Origin of the sequence: Alcanivorax sp. P2S70, assembly GCF_000475295.1 — a bacterium.
In the GTDB taxonomy this organism is placed as follows: domain Bacteria; phylum Pseudomonadota; class Gammaproteobacteria; order Pseudomonadales; family Alcanivoracaceae; genus Alcanivorax; species Alcanivorax profundi.
Genome location: NZ_AXBZ01000034.1, coordinates 320507 through 340590 on the forward strand (window position 1 = coordinate 320507; position 20084 = coordinate 340590).

Below are 20084 nucleotides of genomic sequence, written 5' to 3' on the forward strand. Positions count from 1 at the left end.
CACCTGCAATGTCAGTACCCTCCGTTCGCAGAACGCTGCGAAATCACTACCGTTCGGCTAATGCGATCATGCAACAGCCGCCCTCCCAAAAAGGCGTTGACGATAAAAATCACTTTCCAGAGCAGGCCGGTGAGGATGAAGGCAATAACGCGCAGCCCGTTGTGCCAGAAAGGCAAACGCTGGCCATGACGATTGACGACACGCAAGCCGAGCAAATACTTTCCCGGAGTGGCTTGCAGGGGAGTGGTTTCCATAATCAGACCCATCAGCAAATAACCCGGCAAGGTGCAAAGTAGCAACAGGCTTTCGTATCCGGATTGCGTACCACTGATCATTTTGATGGGACCTACGAGAAGAATCGCAATGGCCACCATGACAAAAAACAGGTCCATCACAAAGGCCAGGATGCGAATGCTGTAGCTGCCATAGGCATGTGTGGGCGGGACATCATGATCCTGGTTCGCGACGACACGCTGCGCAGAGGGGCCAATCAGCTTTCCTCCCCGTATTCCATGACCCTCTACCGGGGGGGCGCTGAGTGCATCAAGTCGGGCAAAAATGGGGTCGCATACGGTGCTGCCCAATGTGTTAGCCAATGCCGTGCGTTGACCTGTCCAGTGAAAAAACGCATTCAGATACGATAGCACCGCCACATCAGCAAGTTCGCCAGTTGCCTGATACTGTTCAGCGATAAGCCTGAAAAGCTCCTGCCCGGCGGCATGATGGAAACCGTCATCCAGTAGTTCCGCGCGGGTAAAAAGCGGTTGCCATTGCTGAGGTTGTGAACGGCCCTCTGGGGTTGAAAGATACTGTTTGGCGTTACTGATCCATTGCGACACCGCCTCCTTAGGGGCCTCGGCTGACGGGCGTAATGTTATTGCTTCGGTATCAGGGTATGACAAGGGTTCGGGTGTCGAGGCACTGTCAATAACCTCTGCGGTGTCTATGTCAGGGGTTTCCTGCGGGGCCGTCGTATCATTGGCCGCCAGCGCCAGGGCGGTTTTGTAGGCCTGATGTAACTGCTGAAACGCAAGGGGATCATCATCTGGACGGGTGTGTTTGAGCTGTTGCGCATAGGCGCGTTTGATCGCCCGTACATCCTGAGTGGGCTGAATGCCGAGCAGGTCCCAGGGCATATCAGCCTCTCCTTTCTCGTTGGCGGTTGCGTGTTTCAGGCCAGTTGATAATACGTGTGCCAGAAAAGCGGTCTTGCAGCAGGTCGCCCTGCAGAAAAAGGTTGATGAACATGACCAGCAGTACCAGGGTGTTGAGACCCAATGCCCACTGATTCAGGTACAGCATTAATGGCAGGCATAACAGGAATGCGGCTCGTCGAAGCACATGCCGCAATGTCACTGGTTTGAACGTTCGGGTCATGACACGCAGGCCGAATAGCCAGGGCGCGGGGGCGGCACGCAAGGGGCTGAGTTCGCACAGTGCTGCAAAGAGCAGGTAGATCGGGATCAGTAAAAGCATGTCGTCACCTTGCGGACGCAAGTGACTGAAGTGTGTGTCGACCCAGGAAATATTGAATAGGCTTTTCAGCACCAGGCCCAGCATCACAACATCAACGACCATCGCCAACCCGCGCAGTAACGGGTTAGCCAGGGCGAACTCAGACGGGTGGCTAACAAGTGGCTGGTGAGCGATCCTTTTTTTTCCTCCTCGCACCCCCGCAAAGGGCTGAGTTTGCTGTGCGTCATCTATTCGCGAAAAGAGTGATTCAAGCATCACGCGGTCATGGCCCCGGAACGCATCGGCCTCCAGGGAAGACCAGAAGAACAGATTGTCGAGAGAGAAGAGCACCGCTGGCGACATTGGTGTGCGGCGTGTATCACCGCCAAGAATGGCCGCTTCATGTGCGATGATGAGATCAAACAAACGGCGGGCAAAGCGGCGGTGACAATCGTCATCGAGGAACAGGGGCTGCTGCAACAGGAAGTTCCAGTACTGCGGTTGCCGGGCACCGTGGTGCTCGGCCATCAGTGCCTCGCACCGCTGGAGCAGTGGGGCCAGGATATCTTCGGCTTGTTGAGTCTCAGTCTGTACCGTGTCGCTGCCGGTTGTCGTTGTGTCCGAAAGGGTAAGGGTCCAGCTTGCCAGTGTTTCCGGTGTTGTATTCTGTTCGCCGAGGGGGTCGGCACAAGGCTGCTGTGCACTGGACTGCCGGGCCGCATGCGCAAGCGCTTGCTTGTACGCTTCATGCAATCGCTGGAAAGCCTCGGGCTGTTCATCCGGTCGGGTTTGTTTGAGCTGGCGAGCATAGGCCCGCTTGATGGCGCGCGCATCGCTGGTGGGTTCCAGTTCAAGAATACCCCAGCGATCCATCAGAACCAGTCCTCATTTTCCAGTTGGGCCAGCGCATCGCTGACCTGCTTTCTCATTTTGGCGATCTCCGCTGGGTTCTGGCTTTCCAGCACGCGTTCGAATTGTTGCATGACATTTGCCACGTAGTCCCGTCGCTCACCGAGGCAGCTTTCATAGAGTCGCTCACCACGGGCAAGCAAAGCTCTGTTCTCTTCTCCGTCACGGGGATGAAACTTGAGTTTTTCCAGTTTCGCCAATGCTGCCTGTTTCTCGGCTTCGCCAAGCGCCCCGGGAGCGTGCTCAATCAGGTGATGGTGGGCTTTTCCGTTGGAGACCACGGTGACATCGACCGACAGCAATCCATTCATGTCATAGCTGTAGCGGATGTCGATGGCTTCTTCCCCTTTGGCCGCGGCCGGTACCGGTACCGTCAGCTCTCCCAGGTATACATTCTTTTCGACCAGGCGGTTTTCGCCCTGGTACACCTTGACGGTGACTTCCGTTTGGTTGTCATGGGCAGTGTAGACCTGTTTGACGATGCTCACAGGCACGACACAATTGCGTTCGATAATGGGTAGAAAGTAATCGCCCTGGCGGGGGTTATCACGATTGAGAACGCCGGTACCGAGGGTATAGGGGCAAACATCGGTCAACACCACATCGTCCAGCGCTTCATCGCGCATCATCAGCCCGGCCTGAATCGCGGCGCCCATGGCGACAACGGTGTCCGGATCCAGATGACATGACGGTAAGCGACCAAACATCTTGCCCACAGTTGAACGGAAGATCCCGAGCCGGGTCGAGCCGCCGACCAGTACCACATCATCAATTTTGCCGGGATTGAGATTGGCATCGCGAATAGCGCGTTCGATGGGATGTTTGGCGCGCAATAACAGCGGTGTGCAGACACGGGTGAACCAGTCACTGGTTACGGTAAATTCCACCGGTTGTTTGCCGAGATCCAGTGTCAGTGTCTGTTCCTGGGCGCTGAGCTTGCGTTTGGCCCCTTCCATCTGCAGGTACAGGTTCTGCAACTGCACCGGGGTGAGGTGGTCGCGCTTTATGCCTTGCTCGCGTAGCACGTCTTCGACCATCGCATCGACAAAATCCTCCCCGCCAAGAAAGTTGTCCCCGGCACTGGCGTGAACCTCCATGATGCCGTCGAAGAACTCGAGCAGTGATACATCAAAGGTTCCGCCGCCAAGATCCAGAATCAGGAACAGGCCCTCCTGCTTTTCATGCAGGCCATAGGCAATGGCCGCAGCGGTGGGTTCGTTGATCAGTCGTTCGACCTTGAGGCCTGCAAGCTCCGCAGCTTGTTTGGTGGCCTGGCGCTGATTGTCATTGAAGTAGGCCGGTACACTGATGACGGCTTCGGTTACCGTTTCCCCCAGAAACGTTTCGGCATCTTCCTTGATGGAACGGAGCACCAGCGAGGAGAGTTCGGTGGCAGTGAAGGTGCGTTTGGCGAGTTTGACCTGATGGTCTGTGCCCATCAGCCGTTTGAACGCTGCTACCGTGCGATCACTGTGATTGATCAGACGCTGCCGGGCGGTCCGGCCGACGATGATTTCCCCGTTTTTGTCCAGGCCAACAACGGATGGGGTGAGCACCTCGCCGAGCCGGTTGGGGATCAGTTTGACCCCGTCCTCTGTCCATACCCCGCAGGCACTGTTAGTGGTGCCCAGATCAATCCCGATGATGGTCATATCCCTTCCCTGTTATGCTGTCCGACACATTATGAGGACGGACATGCTTCAAATAGGCAACAATTTACAGATTCCTGATTCAGAGATCGACCTGCAGGCCATTCGTGCCCAGGGCAGTGGTGGCCAGAACGTTAACAAGGTCTCCAGTGCCATTCATCTGCGTTTTGATATCCGTGCTTCCTCATTGCCGGATGTCTACAAGGAGCGGCTGTTGGCGTTGAGTGATCAGCGCATCAACAGCGATGGTGTGGTGGTGATCAAGGCCCAGCAGTTTCGCACCCAGGAAAAAAACAAGGAAAACGCGCTGGCAAGGCTGGCCCAGTTAATCCAGAGCGTGACGGTAGAGCAGAAAAAGCGTAAACCCACCCGCCCGACCCTGGGTAGCAAGAAGCGCCGCATGGACAACAAGACCAAACGCGGCCAGATCAAATCCCTGCGTGGCAAGGTCGATCCGGGGTAAGTGCAGCGGCATTGACCGGAATCCTCCCGCCCCTTGGCGTTATCGGACCCTCCCCTGCGCGCAGGGCTTTGTTAAGCTGGGCGCCGAATCGTCATCACGGAGCTGACCATGAAAGCCATCGTCACCACAGGCTGGGGCCTGAACGCCAAACTGACCCTGACCGAGACCGATGCCCCGCAACAGCCGGGGCCGGATGATGTGTTGGTACAGGTGCATGCGGCATCCGTGAATCCCAAGGACTGGAAGCTCAATTACCACCTGGCCGTGGCCGCGACCCCGGTGGGAATCAAGCGTCTGCCGCCGATTTTTGGTGATGACCTGGCCGGCGTGGTGATAGCCAAAGGCCGCAATGTGCGTCATTTCGAAATCGGTGATGCGGTTTATGGCATGGACATGCGGCTGCGTACCGCCTCGCTCGCCGAGCAGGCGATCATCAGCCAGCATCGGGTGGCGAAGATACCCAGGGGCCTCAGTTTTAATGAAGCCGCCTCCCTGCCCCTGGCCGCTCTGACCGCTCTGCAGGGGCTGCGCAAGGGCGGTGCCAGGGCGGGCAAGTCAGTGTTGATCATTGGCGCCTCTGGCGGGGTCGGCACGCTGGCGGTCCAGATCGCCAAGCAGATGAAGCTGCATGTCACCGGGGTGTGCAGTACCCGCAATCTGGATTTCGTCCGTGAGCTCGGTGCCGACGCCCTGATTGATTACACCCAGGGGGACTACCGCAAGACCGCTGGCGAGTTCGACATCGTGTTTGATGTGACCTCTTATGAAACACCGCTGACCTGCAAGGCATTGCTGGGCAAGCACGGGCACTTTATTTCCACCGGTGGCCAGGGAGCGTCCATGGTGGCTACGCCGTTCTACCGTCTGCTCGGCAAGAAGGCCGGCACCGTGGTGGTGGAATCCTACCGCGAAGATCTGGATACCCTGGCGGAGATGGTGGAACAGGGTGCCCTGACCCCCATTATCGACAGTGTCTTTCCCCTTCAAGACAGCGAAGCGGCCTATGAGCGCAACCGTAGCGGTCGTTGCCGGGGCAAGGTTGTAATCGAAGTGTGTTGACGGGGGGGGACGGGAGCGGCACATGGCTCTCCCGTCGTCCTTAAATCACCAGCCTATCCATAAAGGCATTCACCGGGGTGCTCTCCAGAGTCTTCTGGTCCTTGCACAACCTAAAGATTGCGTCGCTGCGGCCGGCAGGGAAGCGGGTCGCCAGATTGCTTTTGAACTTCTCCTCCAGCACCGGAATGCCTTCTTCACGGCGGCGGCGGTGGCCGATGGGGTATTCCACCGCCACTTTTTCGGTGTGGCTGCCGTCCTTGAAAAACACCTGAATGGCATTGGCGATAGAGCGCTTGTCCGGGTCCAGGTATTCGCGGGTGTAACGCTCGTCTTCCACGATTTCCATTTTTTCGCGCAGGGTGTCGATCAACGGGTTGGCGGCGTGGAATGGGTCTTCATAGTGCTCTGCCGTCAGGTTGCCAAAGATCAGCGGTACCGCAGTCATGTACTGAATGCAGTGATCGCGGTCCGCCGGGTTGGCCAGGGTGCCTTGCTTGGAAATGATGCGGATGGCGGATTCATGGGTGGTGATGACGATACGCTCGATCTCGTCGAGCCGGTCTTTCACCTGCGGGTGCAGGGTCACCGCAGCTTCACAGGCGGTCTGGGCATGGAACTCCGCCGGGAAGCTGATCTTGAACAAAATGTTTTCCATCACATAGGTGCCGTAGTCCCGCTGGAAGCGGAATTCGCGCTCGCCTTCCGGTTTCAGGGCCAGGTCCTTGTTGGTGTGGCTGAAGGACACATCGTAGAAGCCCCACTGCGGGGCGGTGAGCACGCTGGGAATGCCCATTTCGCCGCGCAGGGACATGTCGGCCAGGCGCACGGCGCGGGAGGTGGCGTCGCCTGCGGCCCAGGATTTGCGTGAGCCGGCATTGGGGGCATGGCGATAGGTGCGCAGGGACGAGCCATCGACCCAGGCCTGGGACAGGGCCGCCATGATCTGCTCGCGGTCGCCGCCCAGCATATGGGTGACCACGGCGGTGGAGGCCACCCGTACCAGCAACACATGGCACAGGCCGACACGGTTGAAGCTGTTCTCCAGCGCCAGCACCCCCTGGATTTCGTGGGCTTTGACCATGGCTTCCAGCACATCCTTCATGGTCAGCGGCGCCTGGCCATTGGCCAGCCGCTGCTGGGACAGGTGATCGGCCACGGCAAGAATGCCGCCCAGATTGTCCGAAGGATGGCCCCACTCTGCGGCCAACCAGGTGTCGTTGAAATCCAGCCAGCGAATGATGCAGCCGATGTCCCAGGCGGCTTTCACTGGATCAAGAATGAACGGCGTGCCCGGTACACGTGCGCCGTTGGGTACCACGGTGCCCTGCACCAGTGGCCCAAGATGTTTGGTGCATTCCGGGAAGCGCAGCGCCAGCAGGCCACAACCCAGGGTGTCCATCAGGCAATGGCGGGCCGTTTCCATGGCTTCCCGTGAGGTGATATTGAAATGGATCACGTAGTCAGCGATATCCTGAATCACCTGGTCGTAATCGGGACGGTTGGCAAGATCCATATTGGAAGACATAACGTGGTAACTCCTCGTTCAACGGTCGAATGACGTTGGGCGCAAAGAAATACCTGGCCATAGCATGGCAACACGAATGGATGCCGGAAAGCTGGGAGATGAAAGTCCAGTGTGCCTGTGCCGGCAGGCATTGCAAGTCATCACAATCTTGATCTGGATCCATATGCTGCCAGACCAGGCTGCTAGCCTTCCGGGATCCATAACAAGGAGGTGAAACATGCGCATTGTTTGGAGTCAGGAATACGAGCTGGGGATTGTGGTGATTGATCGACAGCACCGACGCATTGTGGATCTGATCAATGATCTGGATCGTCTTGTCGGCCTCCCTGATGCTCGCCAGGGGGTAGAACGTGTGCTCTATGATCTGGTCGATTACACCGAGTCCCATTTTGATTTCGAGGAAGCCCTGATGGAGCGCGCGGGTTATCAGGAGCTGGATGGACACCACCATCTGCACCGTCAATTTACCTTCCATCTTGAGGCCCTGCGCCAGCGTCATCTTGCAGGCGAGGATGTGGTAGAACCCCTTTTGCGAATGCTGGAAAAATGGTTGTTGAACCATATCCTGGAGGAAGATCTGGCCTACACGGAACAGGTACGCGATTTTATTAATGGCATTGGCAAGGAGCGCCTGGGCAGCTGGGTAAATGAAAACGTGAGACGGCATTTTCGGCAGGCTTGATTGCCCGGCGGGCCAGTCGGGTCGTCACCGGGAGATAGCCAGTTTGCGTGTGGCATTATGCCGCATGTTGTCCACACCGGCGCATCCGTAGAATCCCCGCCCGCGTTGAAGCAATACCGCGCGACTGACGTTGACTTTGCCGGGGAAAAGAAATGCGATTGCCTGCTCGTAAACTGCTCGCTACCAGTATGGGCCTTTATTTGCCCATGGCCGCCTCTGCTGTCGAAGGACAGCCGGCAGGAGAAGAAAACCTGCTTGCCGCGATCAAGGTAGAAGTCGAGCAAATGGAAACTGCCGAGACAACCAGGGCAAAACTCGAACGTGAGCAGGCGCTGACCCCGGGTGGGGTAACATTGGTCGAGGCGGAAGATCTCAGAGAGCGTAGTGTCGTCAGCCTGGGTGACATGCTGCGTTATGTACCGGGTATGTGGACGGCTACAGGCTCTACTGGCGACGGGACCTTTATCTCCAGTCGAGGTTCCAATCTGGATGCGGTTGCCTATGACGGTAATGGCATGAAGTTGATGATCGACGGATTGCCCGTCACAGCTGCAGATGGCAACAACCACAACAGTTTTATCGATCCGCTGGCGGCACGCTATGCGGTGGTCGCCCGCGGCGCCAATGCCATGACTTACGGCGCCAGCACCCTTGGTGGCGCCATCAACTTCATTACCCCCACTGCGCGAACCACCCCCAATGAGGTTTACCTGAGCGCGGGGAGTCATGGGACGGTGCAGAACAGTGTTACCGGTGGCGCCGTTGCCGGGGACTTTGATGGTCTGGTAACCGTCGAACAGCGTAGCTATGACGGTTTTCGTGGTCATCAGGAACAGCAGCGCAGCGGTGTTTATGCCAATACGGGTTGGCAGATCAGCGATCGGATCGAAAACCGCCTTTACCTTACCTATGTGGATAACGACCAGGAACTGCCTGGCTCTCTCAGCCAGGCGCAGTTTGACGAGGATCCCTACCAGGCCAACCCCAACAATATTCCCGGTAATTTTCTGTATAACGTGGAAAAATGGCGTGTCGCCAATCGCACCGAATGGGCATTAAGTGACACTAGCGATTTGGTGGTGGGCTTCTCTTTTGAAGATCAGTCTCTCTATCACCCGATTGTCGAGAACCCGTTCTTCAGCTTGCTGATTGATAATGACCAGACCACCTTTGGCACCACCGTCCGTTACGACAAAAAGCTCGGCAACCATGACCTGCTGTTAGGTCTCAACTATGGGGAGACTCGGGTTAAAGGCGGTAACTACCAGCACAGTGGTGGCGTCCGTGGTGCGTTGTCTACCAAGGTCGATAACAAGGCAGATAATCTTGAAATCTTCGCCATGGATCACTGGCATTTTGCCGAGCGTTGGACACTGGTGTATGGGGCGCAAGCGGTAACCGGTACCCGAGAAGTGAGTAACACTGATGTCGCAAGCGGTGTTGAGCGCAATCCCAAAGAAGATTATGACGCGATTAACCCGCGGGTGGGGGTGATCTATCAGCTGGCGGATCGCAGCGAGTTGTTTGCCAACGTGAGCAAACTCTACGAGGCCCCAACCCTGTATCAGCTGGAAGATGATGTTCAAGCCAATAATGAAACCCTTGATCCCATGCAAGGGGTTGTTGGGGAGGTCGGGACCCGTGGCTCGGCGCCGTTCGGCCAAGCCAGCCAGTGGAACTGGGAAGTGTCTGTTTACTACGCTCAGATCGAGGACGAAATTCTCTCCATTGATGATCCAAATGCGTCAGGCACCAGCCTATCCACCAATATTGAAAACACCATTCATGCCGGTGTGGAAGCCCTGTTGGGTGCCAGCTTTGCGCTAGGCAGCAATGCGCAGCGCATTGAACCGGTGGTTAGCCTCACCTGGAACGATTTCACTTTTGATAATGACCCGATCTATGGTGACAACCAGCTGCCGGTGGCGCCGGAATTCTTTATCAAAGGCGAGGTCATCTATCGCCACGGCAATGGCTTCTTTGCCGGCCCCACCTTTGACATCGTCGACGACCGCTTTGGTGACTTTGCCAATAACAAGGATATCGAGGGCTATGAACTGGTGGGTGCGCGCGCCGGAGTTGCCCGTGACAACTGGGAAATCTATCTGGAAGGCCGCAACCTGACCGATGAAGTTTACGTGGCCAATGTCAGTGTCAGCGACGATGAGACAGTGAACCCGGTCAGCATTCAGCCCGGTGAACCACGCTCGGTCTATGCTGGTGTCCGTTTCGATTTCTAGCCGGCTGTTGAAATGCCCCTTGCAGGCGCAGCAGATTGGCCCTTCAGGCTGCGCCCTGCGGGTTTGCCGAGGGGCTGAAAAACTGAGTATGCAACGGGCTTTTCAGCAGCCTGCAGGGACAGAATCATGACGCAGAACGGGAAGATGTCGGTGGCAGCGCCGGGCCGATACTATCAATCGGTTTGGCGCTGGCATTTCATGGCGGGGATGGTGGTTATCCCCTTCCTGTTCATGCTGACGTTCAGCGGCTTGCTGATGTTGCTGAGCAAGCCGCTGGATTCCGCCCTGAATACGGATCGGCTCACCGTGGCCGTCGGCGATAGCCGCGTACCTGTCAACACGCTGCTGCATACAGTTGAACAGCAGTATCCCCACTACGCCATCAAGCTCTACCTGCCGCCGCAGGCGCCGACACAGTCAGCGCAGTTTTCATTACAGCCCCATTCCCATGCTGGCCATGGTGGACACCATGCCCCCGCAACATTGGTTTATCTGAATCCCTACACCGGTGAAATCCTGGGTGATCGGGATCCGGCCACCAGCCTCTATGCCCGCATCAAGACCTTTCATGGATCCCTGTTTATGGGTGGGGTGGGGGATGCGCTGATTGAAATGGCCGCGGGTCTGGCGGTGCTGATGATCGTGACGGGTCTGTACTTGGCCTGGCCGAAACAGGGCTGGCGGGCCTTGTTGCCTCGCCCAGAGGTAAAATCGCGGTTGGCCTGGCGCCAATGGCACCTGACGATGGGGTGGTTGATTGCATTGCCGCTGGTGTTCTTCCTGATCTCAGGGCTTGCCTGGACCAATGTCTGGGGTGGCAAAATCGTGCAGCCCTGGGGTTCGCTCCCCGGCACCCGATATGTGCCGCAAACTGAAACAGCGCCGAGCGCACGAGACCATAGCGCCATGAACGAGCATGGCGTACACCGGGTGCCTTGGGCACTGGAACAGACCCCGATGCCAGTGGCCCCGACCGCAGAGCAACGCCTGACCCTGGATGACGTGGTGAACCTGGCCAGGGCAAAAGGATTCGGCGGCTTTCGGGTGCACTTCCCCCAGCAATCCGCTGACGTGTGGACGGTATCCGCCACCACTATTGCCGGAGATATCACCGATCCGGGTCAGGAGTGGATTGTCCATCTGGACCCGGCCACGGGCGAAACGTTGCAGGCGATACGCTTCGCCGATTACCCCGCCATGGGCAAGGCCATGGCCGCGTCGATTCCCTTCCATCAGGGGGATCTCGGTCCATGGAACTGGTGGCTGAACCTGCTGTTTGTGTGCCTGATTCTGGTACTGATTGTCACTGGTGGCATGCTCTGGTGGAAACGCCAGACCCGCCGCGTTGCACCCTCGGCCCCCCAAAAGCCCGCCCTTGTCGTGGCGACCATCATGCTGTTGGTGGCGTTGCTGTTCCCCCTGTCGGCACTGGCCATGTTGGTGTTGATTGCCGTGGATGTCTGTGTGTTGCGGCGCGGAATGCGCTAGTGGCCGGCGCGGCGTCGAGCGCGTTCCGCATGCATTGACGCTGTTGTCTCGTTGACGGGAAGATACATGGCACCGGTCAAAACGCGATGGCTGTCCGTCTAACCGGTATGACAGCGCCAAGCAATGGAATTACCATGGGTCAGTATTCGGGGTATCACCTTTCCGACAGTGAGGGTCTTTGTCACGAGTCCCCTTGTCATGACAGCGACCTGTTCGGGGATCTGGCGAGGCAGGCCGGTATCCTGGCCACACGGGCTTGCTACCTGCCGGGGTTTCTCAAACCGGGGCATCGCTATTTGCATCGCGTGCAGTACCACCAGCACGATATTGCGCACATTCATGAAGAGGGGCATCACGATGGTGCCTCCAGTTTCAGTACCCTCGAGTACGTCTTGTTGTCCGGGGCGGAAATTGTCGAGAGCTGGAAGCTGTCGAATCCCGACGACCTGTCGAGGTTGGCGAAATCCGATTTTACCCTGCAAATGCACCGCTCCTTGTTCGGGGCGCCTCATGATTGCATTGTGATGCTGGCTCAGGGATTGGGAGCGAACCTGGACAGACAATGCCTGGAAGCCTTTGGACTGAAAGCCACAGCTATCGCTGAGGTTATCGGCAAGCTCCCGGTGTCCCTGTTGCGCCAGTATGTAGATAGTGGCTTGCTTGATGAAACGGCCCTGCTCGCCTGTTATGAGCAGAATTTGTATTGCGCCGTGAGGGACTTTCAACAGCGCCAGAAAGGGGAGTCTGCGGATTCCAACCTGCTGTTGCTGTTTGACGAAACCTTTCAGCCTTCCGGCGACAAGGTTCGCCAGGCGGTTGCGCGCTATCAATTAATTGCTGGCGGCCAGTGGCAGTGTTTCCTGCCTGATTCTGCTTGCATTGAGTTTAACGAACGTCAGTTTGGTTATGTCATCGACAGCCGTGGCGAGGACGGAGCCCTTTCCGTCTTGCGCGATTTACCCTTGGTCCTGACCCTGGATGTTCAGCCGCATATCCGCCGTGCGCTGGTGACCGGCCGTATCAGCGATGCGGTCGTCTTGTTGAAACGGTATGCCAACCACAAACAAGGCTTTCATGCCTGGATTCGCGAATATGTGGCCGTTTACGGCCGCGTGCCGCGTTTTCGGTTTGATGTTCTGCCCTTTTATGAAGCGGTGAAACGGGAACAGTTTTCAGCGGGCTCGCTGACCTTGCGGCAGCTCTGTGAAAGCGGTTACGCGGCGGCATTGGACCAGCACCTGAAAACGGAAAATCCGCCACTAAAGGCATTGAATTCAGCACTGCCGTACGCGGCCGACATGGGCTACGCGCACATGGTCAAGCGGCTGCACGAGGCCGGGGCCGACCTGGACACCTGGGCGAACTACGCGATCAAGACTGCCACCAGCAAGGGCTATGGCCCCCTGCTTCGCTATCTTCGCGACAATGGGGTGAGCTGGGAAGAGCCAGAGAAATCTGACAGCGTGTGGGGTTTCTGACGCAGGTCAGTTGAATGGAAAAGCGGGTTACCTGCTGTAGGGGAGGCGGTGCAACGGGGTAGAAACCGAGGTTGCCGAAATCCAGAGCCAGGGTTGGTTAATGAGCCGAATCTGATGCATAATCGGCTCACAATTTGATCCAAAAAAGCAGGTTATTCGGCTCATGTATATCTGGGAACAACCGGATTGGCCCCATTTCCGCTGGGATGCGAGCAAGCTAAAGCCCTGGCTCGACAATATTCGCCTGCTGCAGGGGCGGTTACTGGGTCGGGCTGAAGCTACTCCAGAACAGGCAGATCTGGAGGTGGAGATGGATGCCCTGATTCAGAACGCCATCCGCACGAGTGAAATCGAAGGCGAGCATCTGGATGTGGGCTCCGTGCGCTCTTCGGTGGCCCGGCAGTTGGGCCTGGAGCAGGCTGGTGTGGTGAATCGCGCTACTCCGGTTTCGGATTCGCTGGTGGCATTGCTGCTGGAAGCCACCCGTCAGCCGGATACCGCCTTGTCGCTCGAACAGCTCTGCTATTGGCAAGCCATGCTGTTCCCCGAAGGCGCAGTGTCGCTGGCTAACATCAATATCGGCAGCTTGCGTGGTGAACAGTCCATGCAAGTTGTCTCAGGGCGTATAGACAGGCCCAAGGTGCACTTCGAAGCCCCGCCTCGCGACAGGCTGGAGAAAGAGCTGGCAGCGTTTGTGGACTGGTTCAATCTGCCGCCGGTTGAGTTGGATGCGTTAACGCGAGCAGGCGTGGCGCACTTGTGGTTGGTTACCCTGCATCCCTTCGACGACGGCAACGGGCGACTGGCCCGCGCGGTAACCGACCGGGCTCTTGCACAGGCAGAACGCCAGTCTGTGCGTTTCTACTCCCTCAGCGCCGCCATCATGGCAAGGCGCAGCGCCTACTATGATCAACTTGAGCAAACCCAGAAAGGTGAGCTGGATATCACCGGCTGGCTGGTCTGGTTTCTGGAAACACTGGAAGCGGCTTTGCACGATGCATTGGCAAGCATCGACCGGGTGCTTGATAAAACCCGCTTCTGGCAGCGCCATGCCACCACTGTCTTGAGCGAGCGTCAGATCAAGGTGCTTAACCGGTTACTGGATACTGCTGGCGAAGAATTTGAGCAGGGCATCAACGCGCGTAAATACCAGTCATTGACCAAAGTGAGCAAGGCGACTGCCACCCGGGACCTGGCGGATTTGTTGGAAAAAGGATGCCTTGAGAAGTTGCGGGGTGGAGGGCGTAATACGCGTTATGTTGTTGCTTGCGTAGTATAGGCTTGAGTGCTTTCAGAAAACTTATATTGAAGCACGGGGCAAGACCTGGCCCAGTCTCCATGGGTTTTAATCAATGTGGGAAAGGGCTTTTTTCGTTGCCGTAATTTTTAAGTGTATTCTTTCAGGAGCGAAAAAAGTCAGTTCGACCGGCGCTTCATCAGGAGGGTCGGTAAGATAGCTGCCAAAAAGCTGGGAAACAGAAATTGCCACAAGGCCTTCCGCCGCGTTTTTCTCATCTTGGTGGTGCGCTTCCGCAAAAGCATTACAGCAGGAGGTCAGGAAATTATACGTTCCTTTAGGGTCCGGGGTCTGAAGACATTGCTCAGCAACATAGTTCCAGTATTGACTATGGATATCTTTTAAATCCTGCTCTGGTAATCCGCAGCTTTCCGCCCATAAAAAGAAACTGTATTCCACGGAGAAAAGACATAAGCCAAGCACTACGCCATGATAATGCGACACGTCTATTCCGGACTGTTCGGCGACCGTTTCTTCCTGCTTGCCAATCCCGGTATCGAAAGCAAGTTGGATGATTTTATTTGCAATTCGGTCGGCTTTGCTTTTTTTCTTCCAGAACATGGTGGTTATCCAGGTTTGGATGTGTTTGCTTAAAGAAGATTCAGAAGCTCGTCTGTATTCCAGCCCAGGATATCTTTCATGGTTTTCTGGTACATCCTCGCTTTATTCATAGCCATAATGCGGATCATATTGCCTCGCTGCCGACGGCTTAGATTCGGTTTTTCCTGTAAAACACGGTCATAGGCCTTCTGTATACGGTCATGAACATCGGGTAGCTCAACTTGCAGTATATCGGCTACCCACTTATCCAGGGATATGGTTGTTTTATCTCCCTCCTCGTTCAGGATTTGGTAATGCGTTTTCCCTTCGGGGTACTCAAAAAGCGTATGCATGATGTTGTCCTGTTGATTTTTTTTGCGGGGGAGCGCTCCTATGGGGTGGTTTCCTCTTTATCCTTGAACACGTAAAGCCAGAGCAAACCGATGGACGCGATAAAAGTCAGTGTTACCATAAAATGGGTCATGTTGCCGAACCAGTTTAAGATGGCACCTGGGGAGTACCAATCCCAAAAGGATCGCAGAACCCTTTCACTATCGTTGCAATTCCAGCCCCCAGATGGGCACTTATCAATATTGTAGCCATCAAACGGGAAATGCAGAAAGAAGACGGTCACCATTGCTGCGACACTGAAAAAGAAGCCGGCTCGTTGTATGTTGTTATGGTTCTTGGGTTTCAATAGTTGCATCAGCATCACTACTCTCCTCTTTTTAGAGCATAAAGTTATATTGCAGCTGTAAAATGCCTAGATGTATTTCAGGTAGAAACCGACGAAATTGGGCTGTTCAATGGCACTGGGCAAGAGAAATTTTGCCTATAAGGGAATTACAGTCAAGAAAACTGGACCATTGTGATCGAGTCTTGCTCCGTGTCTGGAGCCTATCTCAAAGCGTAAACCCATGATGTTGCCCGTCGGGTAGCTCGATATCCACTCGTACCTTGCCGCCTGCCGCCTCAATGTAACGCTTCAACGTTGATAGCTTCAGGTCCTGCCCTGCTTTTTCCATGCCGGCGATGGTGGGCTGCTTCACCCCAAGGGCTGCAGCCATTTCTGCCTGGGTCTTGTTCATGAGGTTGCGGATTTCTGCCAGGTGGATATCCAGCAGAATGGCGTCTGCCTTCTTTCTGGCCTGTTCGACTACTTCGGGCTTTTCTGCTTCGAGTATCTGTTTCAGTGTTCTTGCCATGTTAGCCACCCTGTTTGAGTTTCTGGAGATGCGCTGTGAATTCCCTGTCGGCTACGGGGATCATCTCGTCGTAAAACCGCTTGTCCTTGCCAGTCTTTTCTCCCGCACAAAGCAGAATTCCGTCGCGGTTAGGATCGAAAGCGAAAAAGGCCCTTATCGGATTACCTCTGCTTTGTACCCTCAGTTCTTTCATGTTCGGATGAACTGAGCCTTTTAGTGTGTCCGCGTAGGGGCGTGAAAGGAGCGGCCCCTTTTGTTCCAGCACCAGCAAGCCGGCGAGAACATTCGCCCGGTCTGTGTCATTGAGCGCATCGAACCATTCATCAAACCTGTCCGTGGTTTGAATCTGCCACATTGTTAATCCTTCATCCTTGAATAGGTTTTAGCCTATATAGGTTTTAGGCTATGATCAAAGAGAGAATGTGTGTGCTTTCAGGTGGGACGGTGTGATGTGCAGGCGTTGGGAGATCGCGGTGGAACCACCGCTCCCACAGTCGAAACCAGCCAACTGCTGGCAGTGGGAGCGGTGTCAGGGTCAGGCGACGGTGCCGAATACCTGAATGATGTTGCCCAGTCGAGCAGTGAATTTGTCGCCGCTATTAAGCGGGCCGACGCCGGCCGGGGTGCCGGTGAAGACCACATCGCCGGGTTCCAGAGTGAAGGTCTGGCTGATTTCGGCCAGCAGTTCGAAGGTGGGAAACAGCATCAGGCCGGTGTGGCCGTGTTGTTTCACGGCTTCGTTGATCTCCAGGGTCACATCCAGGTTCTGGCGCACGGAGATGCCGCGGGCATCGATAAAGCCGGATACCGGGGCGGCGCCGTCGAAGGCCTTGGCCCGTTCCCAGGGGAGCCCTTTTTCCTTTAGCTGGTTTTGCAGTGCCCGCAGGGTCAGATCCAGACCGACGCCGTAGGCGGCGATGCTGAAGCGAATGTTCTCCAGATCGGTTTCCTTGCGGATGCGTTTGCCGATCAGCACCACCATTTCCACTTCATGATGCACCGGCCCCTGCCCTGTCGGGATTACTACCGGTTCATGCAGGCTGGCCAGGGCAGTGGCCGGCTTCATGAACAGGATTGGGGATTCCGGTACCTCGTTGCCCAGCTCACGGGCGTGGTCGACGTAGTTTCGACCCACGCACACGACCTTGCCTACCGGGATATCAATGGGGGAGCCGTCGATCCAGCGGTGCACGTAGCCATCGTCGTCGCGGTTCAGGGTGATGGCATCATCAAACATCAAACAGCTTCCCGGGGTTCATGATGTTGTTGGGATCGAACACCTGCTTGACGGCTTTCATGCAGGCGATTTCTTCCGGGCTGCGGGAGTATTCCAGGTACGGCTTCTTGGTCATGCCCACGCCGTGCTCGGCTGAGATAGACCCGTTGTACTTCTCGACGATCTCGAACACCCACTTGGAGACGTTGTTGCACTTGGCGAAGAAGTCTTCCTTGGCCAGGTCTGCCGGCTTGAGGATGTTGAGGTGCATGTTGCCGTCGCCGATATGGCCAAACCAGACAATCTCGAAATCCGGGTAGGCGTCCTGCACCACGGTGTCCACGTCTTCGACAAAGTCCGGCACCTTGGCGATGCTCACCGAGATGTCGTTCTTGTACGGGGTGTGCGGGGCGATGGATTCGGAGATGCGCTCACGCAGCTGCCACAGCTGGTCGAGCTGCTGCAGGGACTGGCTCATGACGCCGTCCAGTACCCAGCCTTCTTCCACGCATTTCTCGAAGATGGCCATGGCCTGCTCGCCGATCTGCTCGGAAAGCTGCTCGAATTCCAGCAGGCAGTAGAACGGGCTCTCGGTCTCGAAGGGCTTGGGCACGCCGTGGGCCAGTACGTGGGCCATGGCCTTGTCGGAGAAGAATTCAAAGGCGGTCAGGTCGATGTCCTGCTGGAACGCGTGCAGGATGCTCATCACTTCGCGGAAGCCCGGCGCGCCCAGTACCAGGGCGGTCAGGTCTTTCGGCTGGCGAGTGAGTTTGACGGTGGCTTCTACCACCAGGCCCAGGGTGCCTTCAGAGCCGATAAACAGGTGACGGAAGTCGTAGCCGGTGGCGTTCTTGATCAGCCCCTTGTTCAGTTCCAGCAGTTCACCCTTGCCGGTGATGACTTTCAGGCCGGTGATCCAGTCGCGGGTCATGCCGTAGCGGATCACCTTGATGCCGCCGGCGTTGGTGCCGATGTTGCCACCGATCTGGCTGGAGCCGGCGGAGGCAAAATCCACCGGGTAAAACAGGCCCTTTTCCTCGGCGAATTCCTGCAGCTGCTGGGTGACCACACCGGGTTGCACGGTGACAGCGCGATCGAATTCGTTGAAATCGAGCACCTTGTTCATGCGATCGAAGGCCACTACCAGCTCGTTGTTGGCGGCCACGGCGCCAGCAGACAGACCGGTACGGCCACCGGACGGCACCAGGTGCAGGCCGTGCTCGTTGGCGATTTCCACGATCTGCTGCACTTCCTCGATCGTCTCCGGCAGCGCGATGGCACAGGGGGCCGGGGCCCACACCTTGGTCCAGTCGACCCCGTAGCGCTCGGCGCTATCGGAATCGGTGAGCAGGCGTTTGCCAAGCAAATCAGTCAGTTGCTCCAGCGCGGCATGGGCAAGGGCGGTCATCAAGGGTCTCCTGAGCGGGGTAAAACGCACGATCTTGAGGCGTTCTCACGACAACTTGAGCAATCCGACTGCCGGGTTGCTCTCAATTTGAGCGCGCTATGTTAACATACGCGCCCATTTCACAGGCTACCGAGACTTCAATCATGGCCGATACTTCTCTTGAGAAGGACAAGATCCGCGTTCTCCTGCTCGAGGGCATCCACGAAAATGCCGTGGAAAACCTGAAGGCACACGGCTACACCAACGTGGAACTGCTGCCCACCGCCCTGACTGGCAGCGATCTGACGGACAAGATCCAGGATGCCCATTTCATTGGTATCCGCTCCCGCACCCAGCTCACCGAAGAAGTGTTTGCTGCGGCGGAGAAACTGATTGGTGTCGGCTGTTTCTGTATCGGTACCAACCAGGTGGACCTGAAGGCGGCCCTGAAACGCGGTATTCCGGTGTTCAATGCCCCCTACTCCAACACCCGTTCCGTGGCCGAGCTGGTGATTGCCCACACCATCAACCTGATGCGTGGCATTCCCGAGAAGAACGCCTCTGCCCACCGTGGTGGCTGGCTCAAGTCGGCCAAGGATAGCTACGAAATTCGTGGCAAGACCCTGGGTATCGTGGGTTACGGCAATATCGGCGCGCAGGTGTCGGTGCTGGCTGAATCCATGGGGATGAAGGTCAAGTTCTACGACGTGATTCCCAAGTTGCCGCTGGGTAACGCCGAGCAGGTGAGCAGCCTCAACGACCTGTTGGGTCAGTCTGATGTGGTCAGTCTGCATGTGCCGGATACCGCCGACACACGCTGGATGATCAAGGAAGAGCAGATTCGCGCCATGAAGCCCAAGGGCTATCTGATCAACTATGCCCGCGGCAAGGTGGTGGACATTGATGCCCTGGCGGCAGCGCTGAAGGACGGCCATCTGCTGGGTGCCGCCATCGACGTGTTCCCGGAAGAGCCGAAAGGTAACGACGACGAGTTTGTCAGCCCGCTGCGCGAATTCGACAACGTGATCCTGACCCCGCATATCGGTGGCTCCACCCAGGAAGCCCAGGTCAACATCGGCACCGAGGTGTCCGAAAAGCTGGCCCGTTACTCCGATAATGGCGCCACCCTTGGCGCGGTGAATTTCCCGGAAGTGGCCCTGCCGGCTCACCCGGACATGCACCGCCTGCTGCACATTCACAAGAACGTCCCCGGCGTACTCACCCAGATCAACACCATTTTCTCCGAAAATGGCATCAACATCTGTGGTCAGTACCTGCAGACCAATGAAGACATTGGTTATGTGGTAATCGACGTGAACAAAGAGTACAGCCAGCTGGCGCTGGACAAGCTGCGCACCATCGAGGGCACTATCCGTACCCGCGTGTTGTTCTGATTGACAGGAAGTGCCAGGCACCGGGCAGGAGGATTGTGACCTGCTCGACAAAAAGCCGAAGTCGGGCTACCTTGCCTGCTTCGGCTTTTTTGTTTTG

19 protein-coding genes are annotated in these 20084 nt (G+C 56.6%); 8 read left to right on the forward strand and 11 right to left on the reverse strand.

Annotated elements, in window-relative coordinates; genetic code table 11:
- Window positions 1-11: 11 nt before the first annotated feature.
- From Q672_RS28670 to Q672_RS28680, 3 genes are read right to left on the reverse strand one after another with little or no spacing between them, the layout of a single operon-like run.
- The gene (locus Q672_RS28670; RefSeq protein ID WP_022985953.1) at window positions 12-1136 is read right to left on the reverse strand and encodes an RDD family protein; all 1125 of its coding nucleotides are present in this window, start codon (window positions 1134-1136) and stop codon (window positions 12-14) included.
- A 1-nt stretch (window position 1137) separates the two neighbouring features.
- Window positions 1138-2328, reverse strand: a complete 1191-nt coding sequence (locus tag Q672_RS28675; RefSeq protein WP_022985954.1) for a J domain-containing protein — start codon at window positions 2326-2328, stop codon at window positions 1138-1140.
- Window positions 2328-4016 (reverse strand): Hsp70 family protein, encoded by a 1689-nt coding sequence (locus tag Q672_RS28680; RefSeq protein WP_022985955.1) that lies wholly within the window; start codon window positions 4014-4016, stop codon window positions 2328-2330. Before Q672_RS28680 ends, Q672_RS28675 begins: the two co-directional genes overlap by 1 nt.
- Before the next feature lie 43 nt (window positions 4017-4059).
- Here Q672_RS28680 and arfB point away from each other — a divergent pair, with 43 nt between their 5' ends.
- Window positions 4060-4476: an alternative ribosome rescue aminoacyl-tRNA hydrolase ArfB gene (gene arfB / locus Q672_RS28685; RefSeq protein WP_022985956.1), complete on the forward strand. Its 417-nt coding sequence runs from the start codon at window positions 4060-4062 to the stop codon at window positions 4474-4476.
- 108 nt (window positions 4477-4584) lie between these two features.
- Window positions 4585-5535 carry an NAD(P)-dependent alcohol dehydrogenase gene (locus tag Q672_RS28690; RefSeq protein WP_022985957.1) on the forward strand — a complete coding sequence of 317 codons (951 nt, stop codon included), beginning with the start codon at window positions 4585-4587 and terminating at the stop codon, window positions 5533-5535.
- A gap of 40 nt (window positions 5536-5575) precedes the next feature.
- Here Q672_RS28690 and Q672_RS28695 read toward each other — a convergent pair whose 3' ends face one another.
- Window positions 5576-7060: a bifunctional 2-methylcitrate dehydratase/aconitate hydratase gene (locus Q672_RS28695; protein ID WP_022985958.1), complete on the reverse strand. Its 1485-nt coding sequence runs from the start codon at window positions 7058-7060 to the stop codon at window positions 5576-5578.
- 217 nt (window positions 7061-7277) lie between these two features.
- Here Q672_RS28695 and Q672_RS28700 point away from each other — a divergent pair, with 217 nt between their 5' ends.
- The 5 genes from Q672_RS28700 (at window position 7278) to Q672_RS28720 (ending at window position 14227) form a co-directional block, all read left to right on the forward strand.
- Window positions 7278-7742 (forward strand): bacteriohemerythrin, encoded by a 465-nt coding sequence (locus tag Q672_RS28700; RefSeq protein WP_022985959.1) that lies wholly within the window; start codon window positions 7278-7280, stop codon window positions 7740-7742.
- A gap of 152 nt (window positions 7743-7894) precedes the next feature.
- On the forward strand, window positions 7895-9982 hold the full coding sequence (locus Q672_RS28705; RefSeq protein WP_022985960.1) for a TonB-dependent receptor family protein: 2088 nt from the start codon (window positions 7895-7897) through the stop codon (window positions 9980-9982).
- Between the two features lie 126 nt (window positions 9983-10108).
- Window positions 10109-11470 (forward strand): PepSY-associated TM helix domain-containing protein, encoded by a 1362-nt coding sequence (locus Q672_RS28710; RefSeq protein ID WP_022985961.1) that lies wholly within the window; start codon window positions 10109-10111, stop codon window positions 11468-11470.
- 134 nt (window positions 11471-11604) lie between these two features.
- A complete protein-coding gene (locus Q672_RS28715) occupies window positions 11605-12948 on the forward strand; it encodes a hypothetical protein (RefSeq protein ID WP_022985962.1) in 1344 nt (447 codons plus the stop codon).
- A 163-nt stretch (window positions 12949-13111) separates the two neighbouring features.
- Window positions 13112-14227, forward strand: a complete 1116-nt coding sequence (locus tag Q672_RS28720; RefSeq protein WP_022985963.1) for a Fic family protein — start codon at window positions 13112-13114, stop codon at window positions 14225-14227.
- A 66-nt stretch (window positions 14228-14293) separates the two neighbouring features.
- Here Q672_RS28720 and Q672_RS28725 read toward each other — a convergent pair whose 3' ends face one another.
- From Q672_RS28725 to Q672_RS28755, 7 genes are all read right to left on the reverse strand, one after another.
- Complete coding sequence (locus Q672_RS28725) at window positions 14294-14806, reverse strand: hypothetical protein (RefSeq protein ID WP_022985964.1); 513 nt, start codon at window positions 14804-14806, stop codon at window positions 14294-14296.
- 29 nt (window positions 14807-14835) lie between these two features.
- Window positions 14836-15138, reverse strand: coding sequence for a hypothetical protein (locus Q672_RS28730; protein WP_022985965.1), 303 nt, complete (start codon window positions 15136-15138; stop codon window positions 14836-14838).
- A 38-nt stretch (window positions 15139-15176) separates the two neighbouring features.
- The gene (locus tag Q672_RS28735; RefSeq protein WP_022985966.1) at window positions 15177-15497 is read right to left on the reverse strand and encodes a hypothetical protein; all 321 of its coding nucleotides are present in this window, start codon (window positions 15495-15497) and stop codon (window positions 15177-15179) included.
- A 190-nt stretch (window positions 15498-15687) separates the two neighbouring features.
- Window positions 15688-15990: a helix-turn-helix domain-containing protein gene (locus Q672_RS28740; protein WP_022985967.1), complete on the reverse strand. Its 303-nt coding sequence runs from the start codon at window positions 15988-15990 to the stop codon at window positions 15688-15690.
- A gap of 1 nt (window position 15991) precedes the next feature.
- Window positions 15992-16345, reverse strand: coding sequence for a type II toxin-antitoxin system RelE/ParE family toxin (locus Q672_RS28745; RefSeq protein ID WP_022985968.1), 354 nt, complete (start codon window positions 16343-16345; stop codon window positions 15992-15994).
- A gap of 180 nt (window positions 16346-16525) precedes the next feature.
- Window positions 16526-17227: a fumarylacetoacetate hydrolase family protein gene (locus Q672_RS28750; RefSeq protein WP_022985969.1), complete on the reverse strand. Its 702-nt coding sequence runs from the start codon at window positions 17225-17227 to the stop codon at window positions 16526-16528.
- Complete coding sequence (locus Q672_RS28755) at window positions 17220-18614, reverse strand: FAD-binding oxidoreductase (RefSeq protein ID WP_022985970.1); 1395 nt, start codon at window positions 18612-18614, stop codon at window positions 17220-17222. The genes Q672_RS28750 and Q672_RS28755 overlap by 8 nt, the downstream gene beginning before the upstream one ends.
- Before the next feature lie 143 nt (window positions 18615-18757).
- Between Q672_RS28755 and serA the strand changes: the two genes are divergently transcribed.
- On the forward strand, window positions 18758-19987 hold the full coding sequence (gene serA / locus Q672_RS28760; protein ID WP_022985971.1) for a phosphoglycerate dehydrogenase: 1230 nt from the start codon (window positions 18758-18760) through the stop codon (window positions 19985-19987).
- Window positions 19988-20084 lie beyond the last annotated feature (97 nt).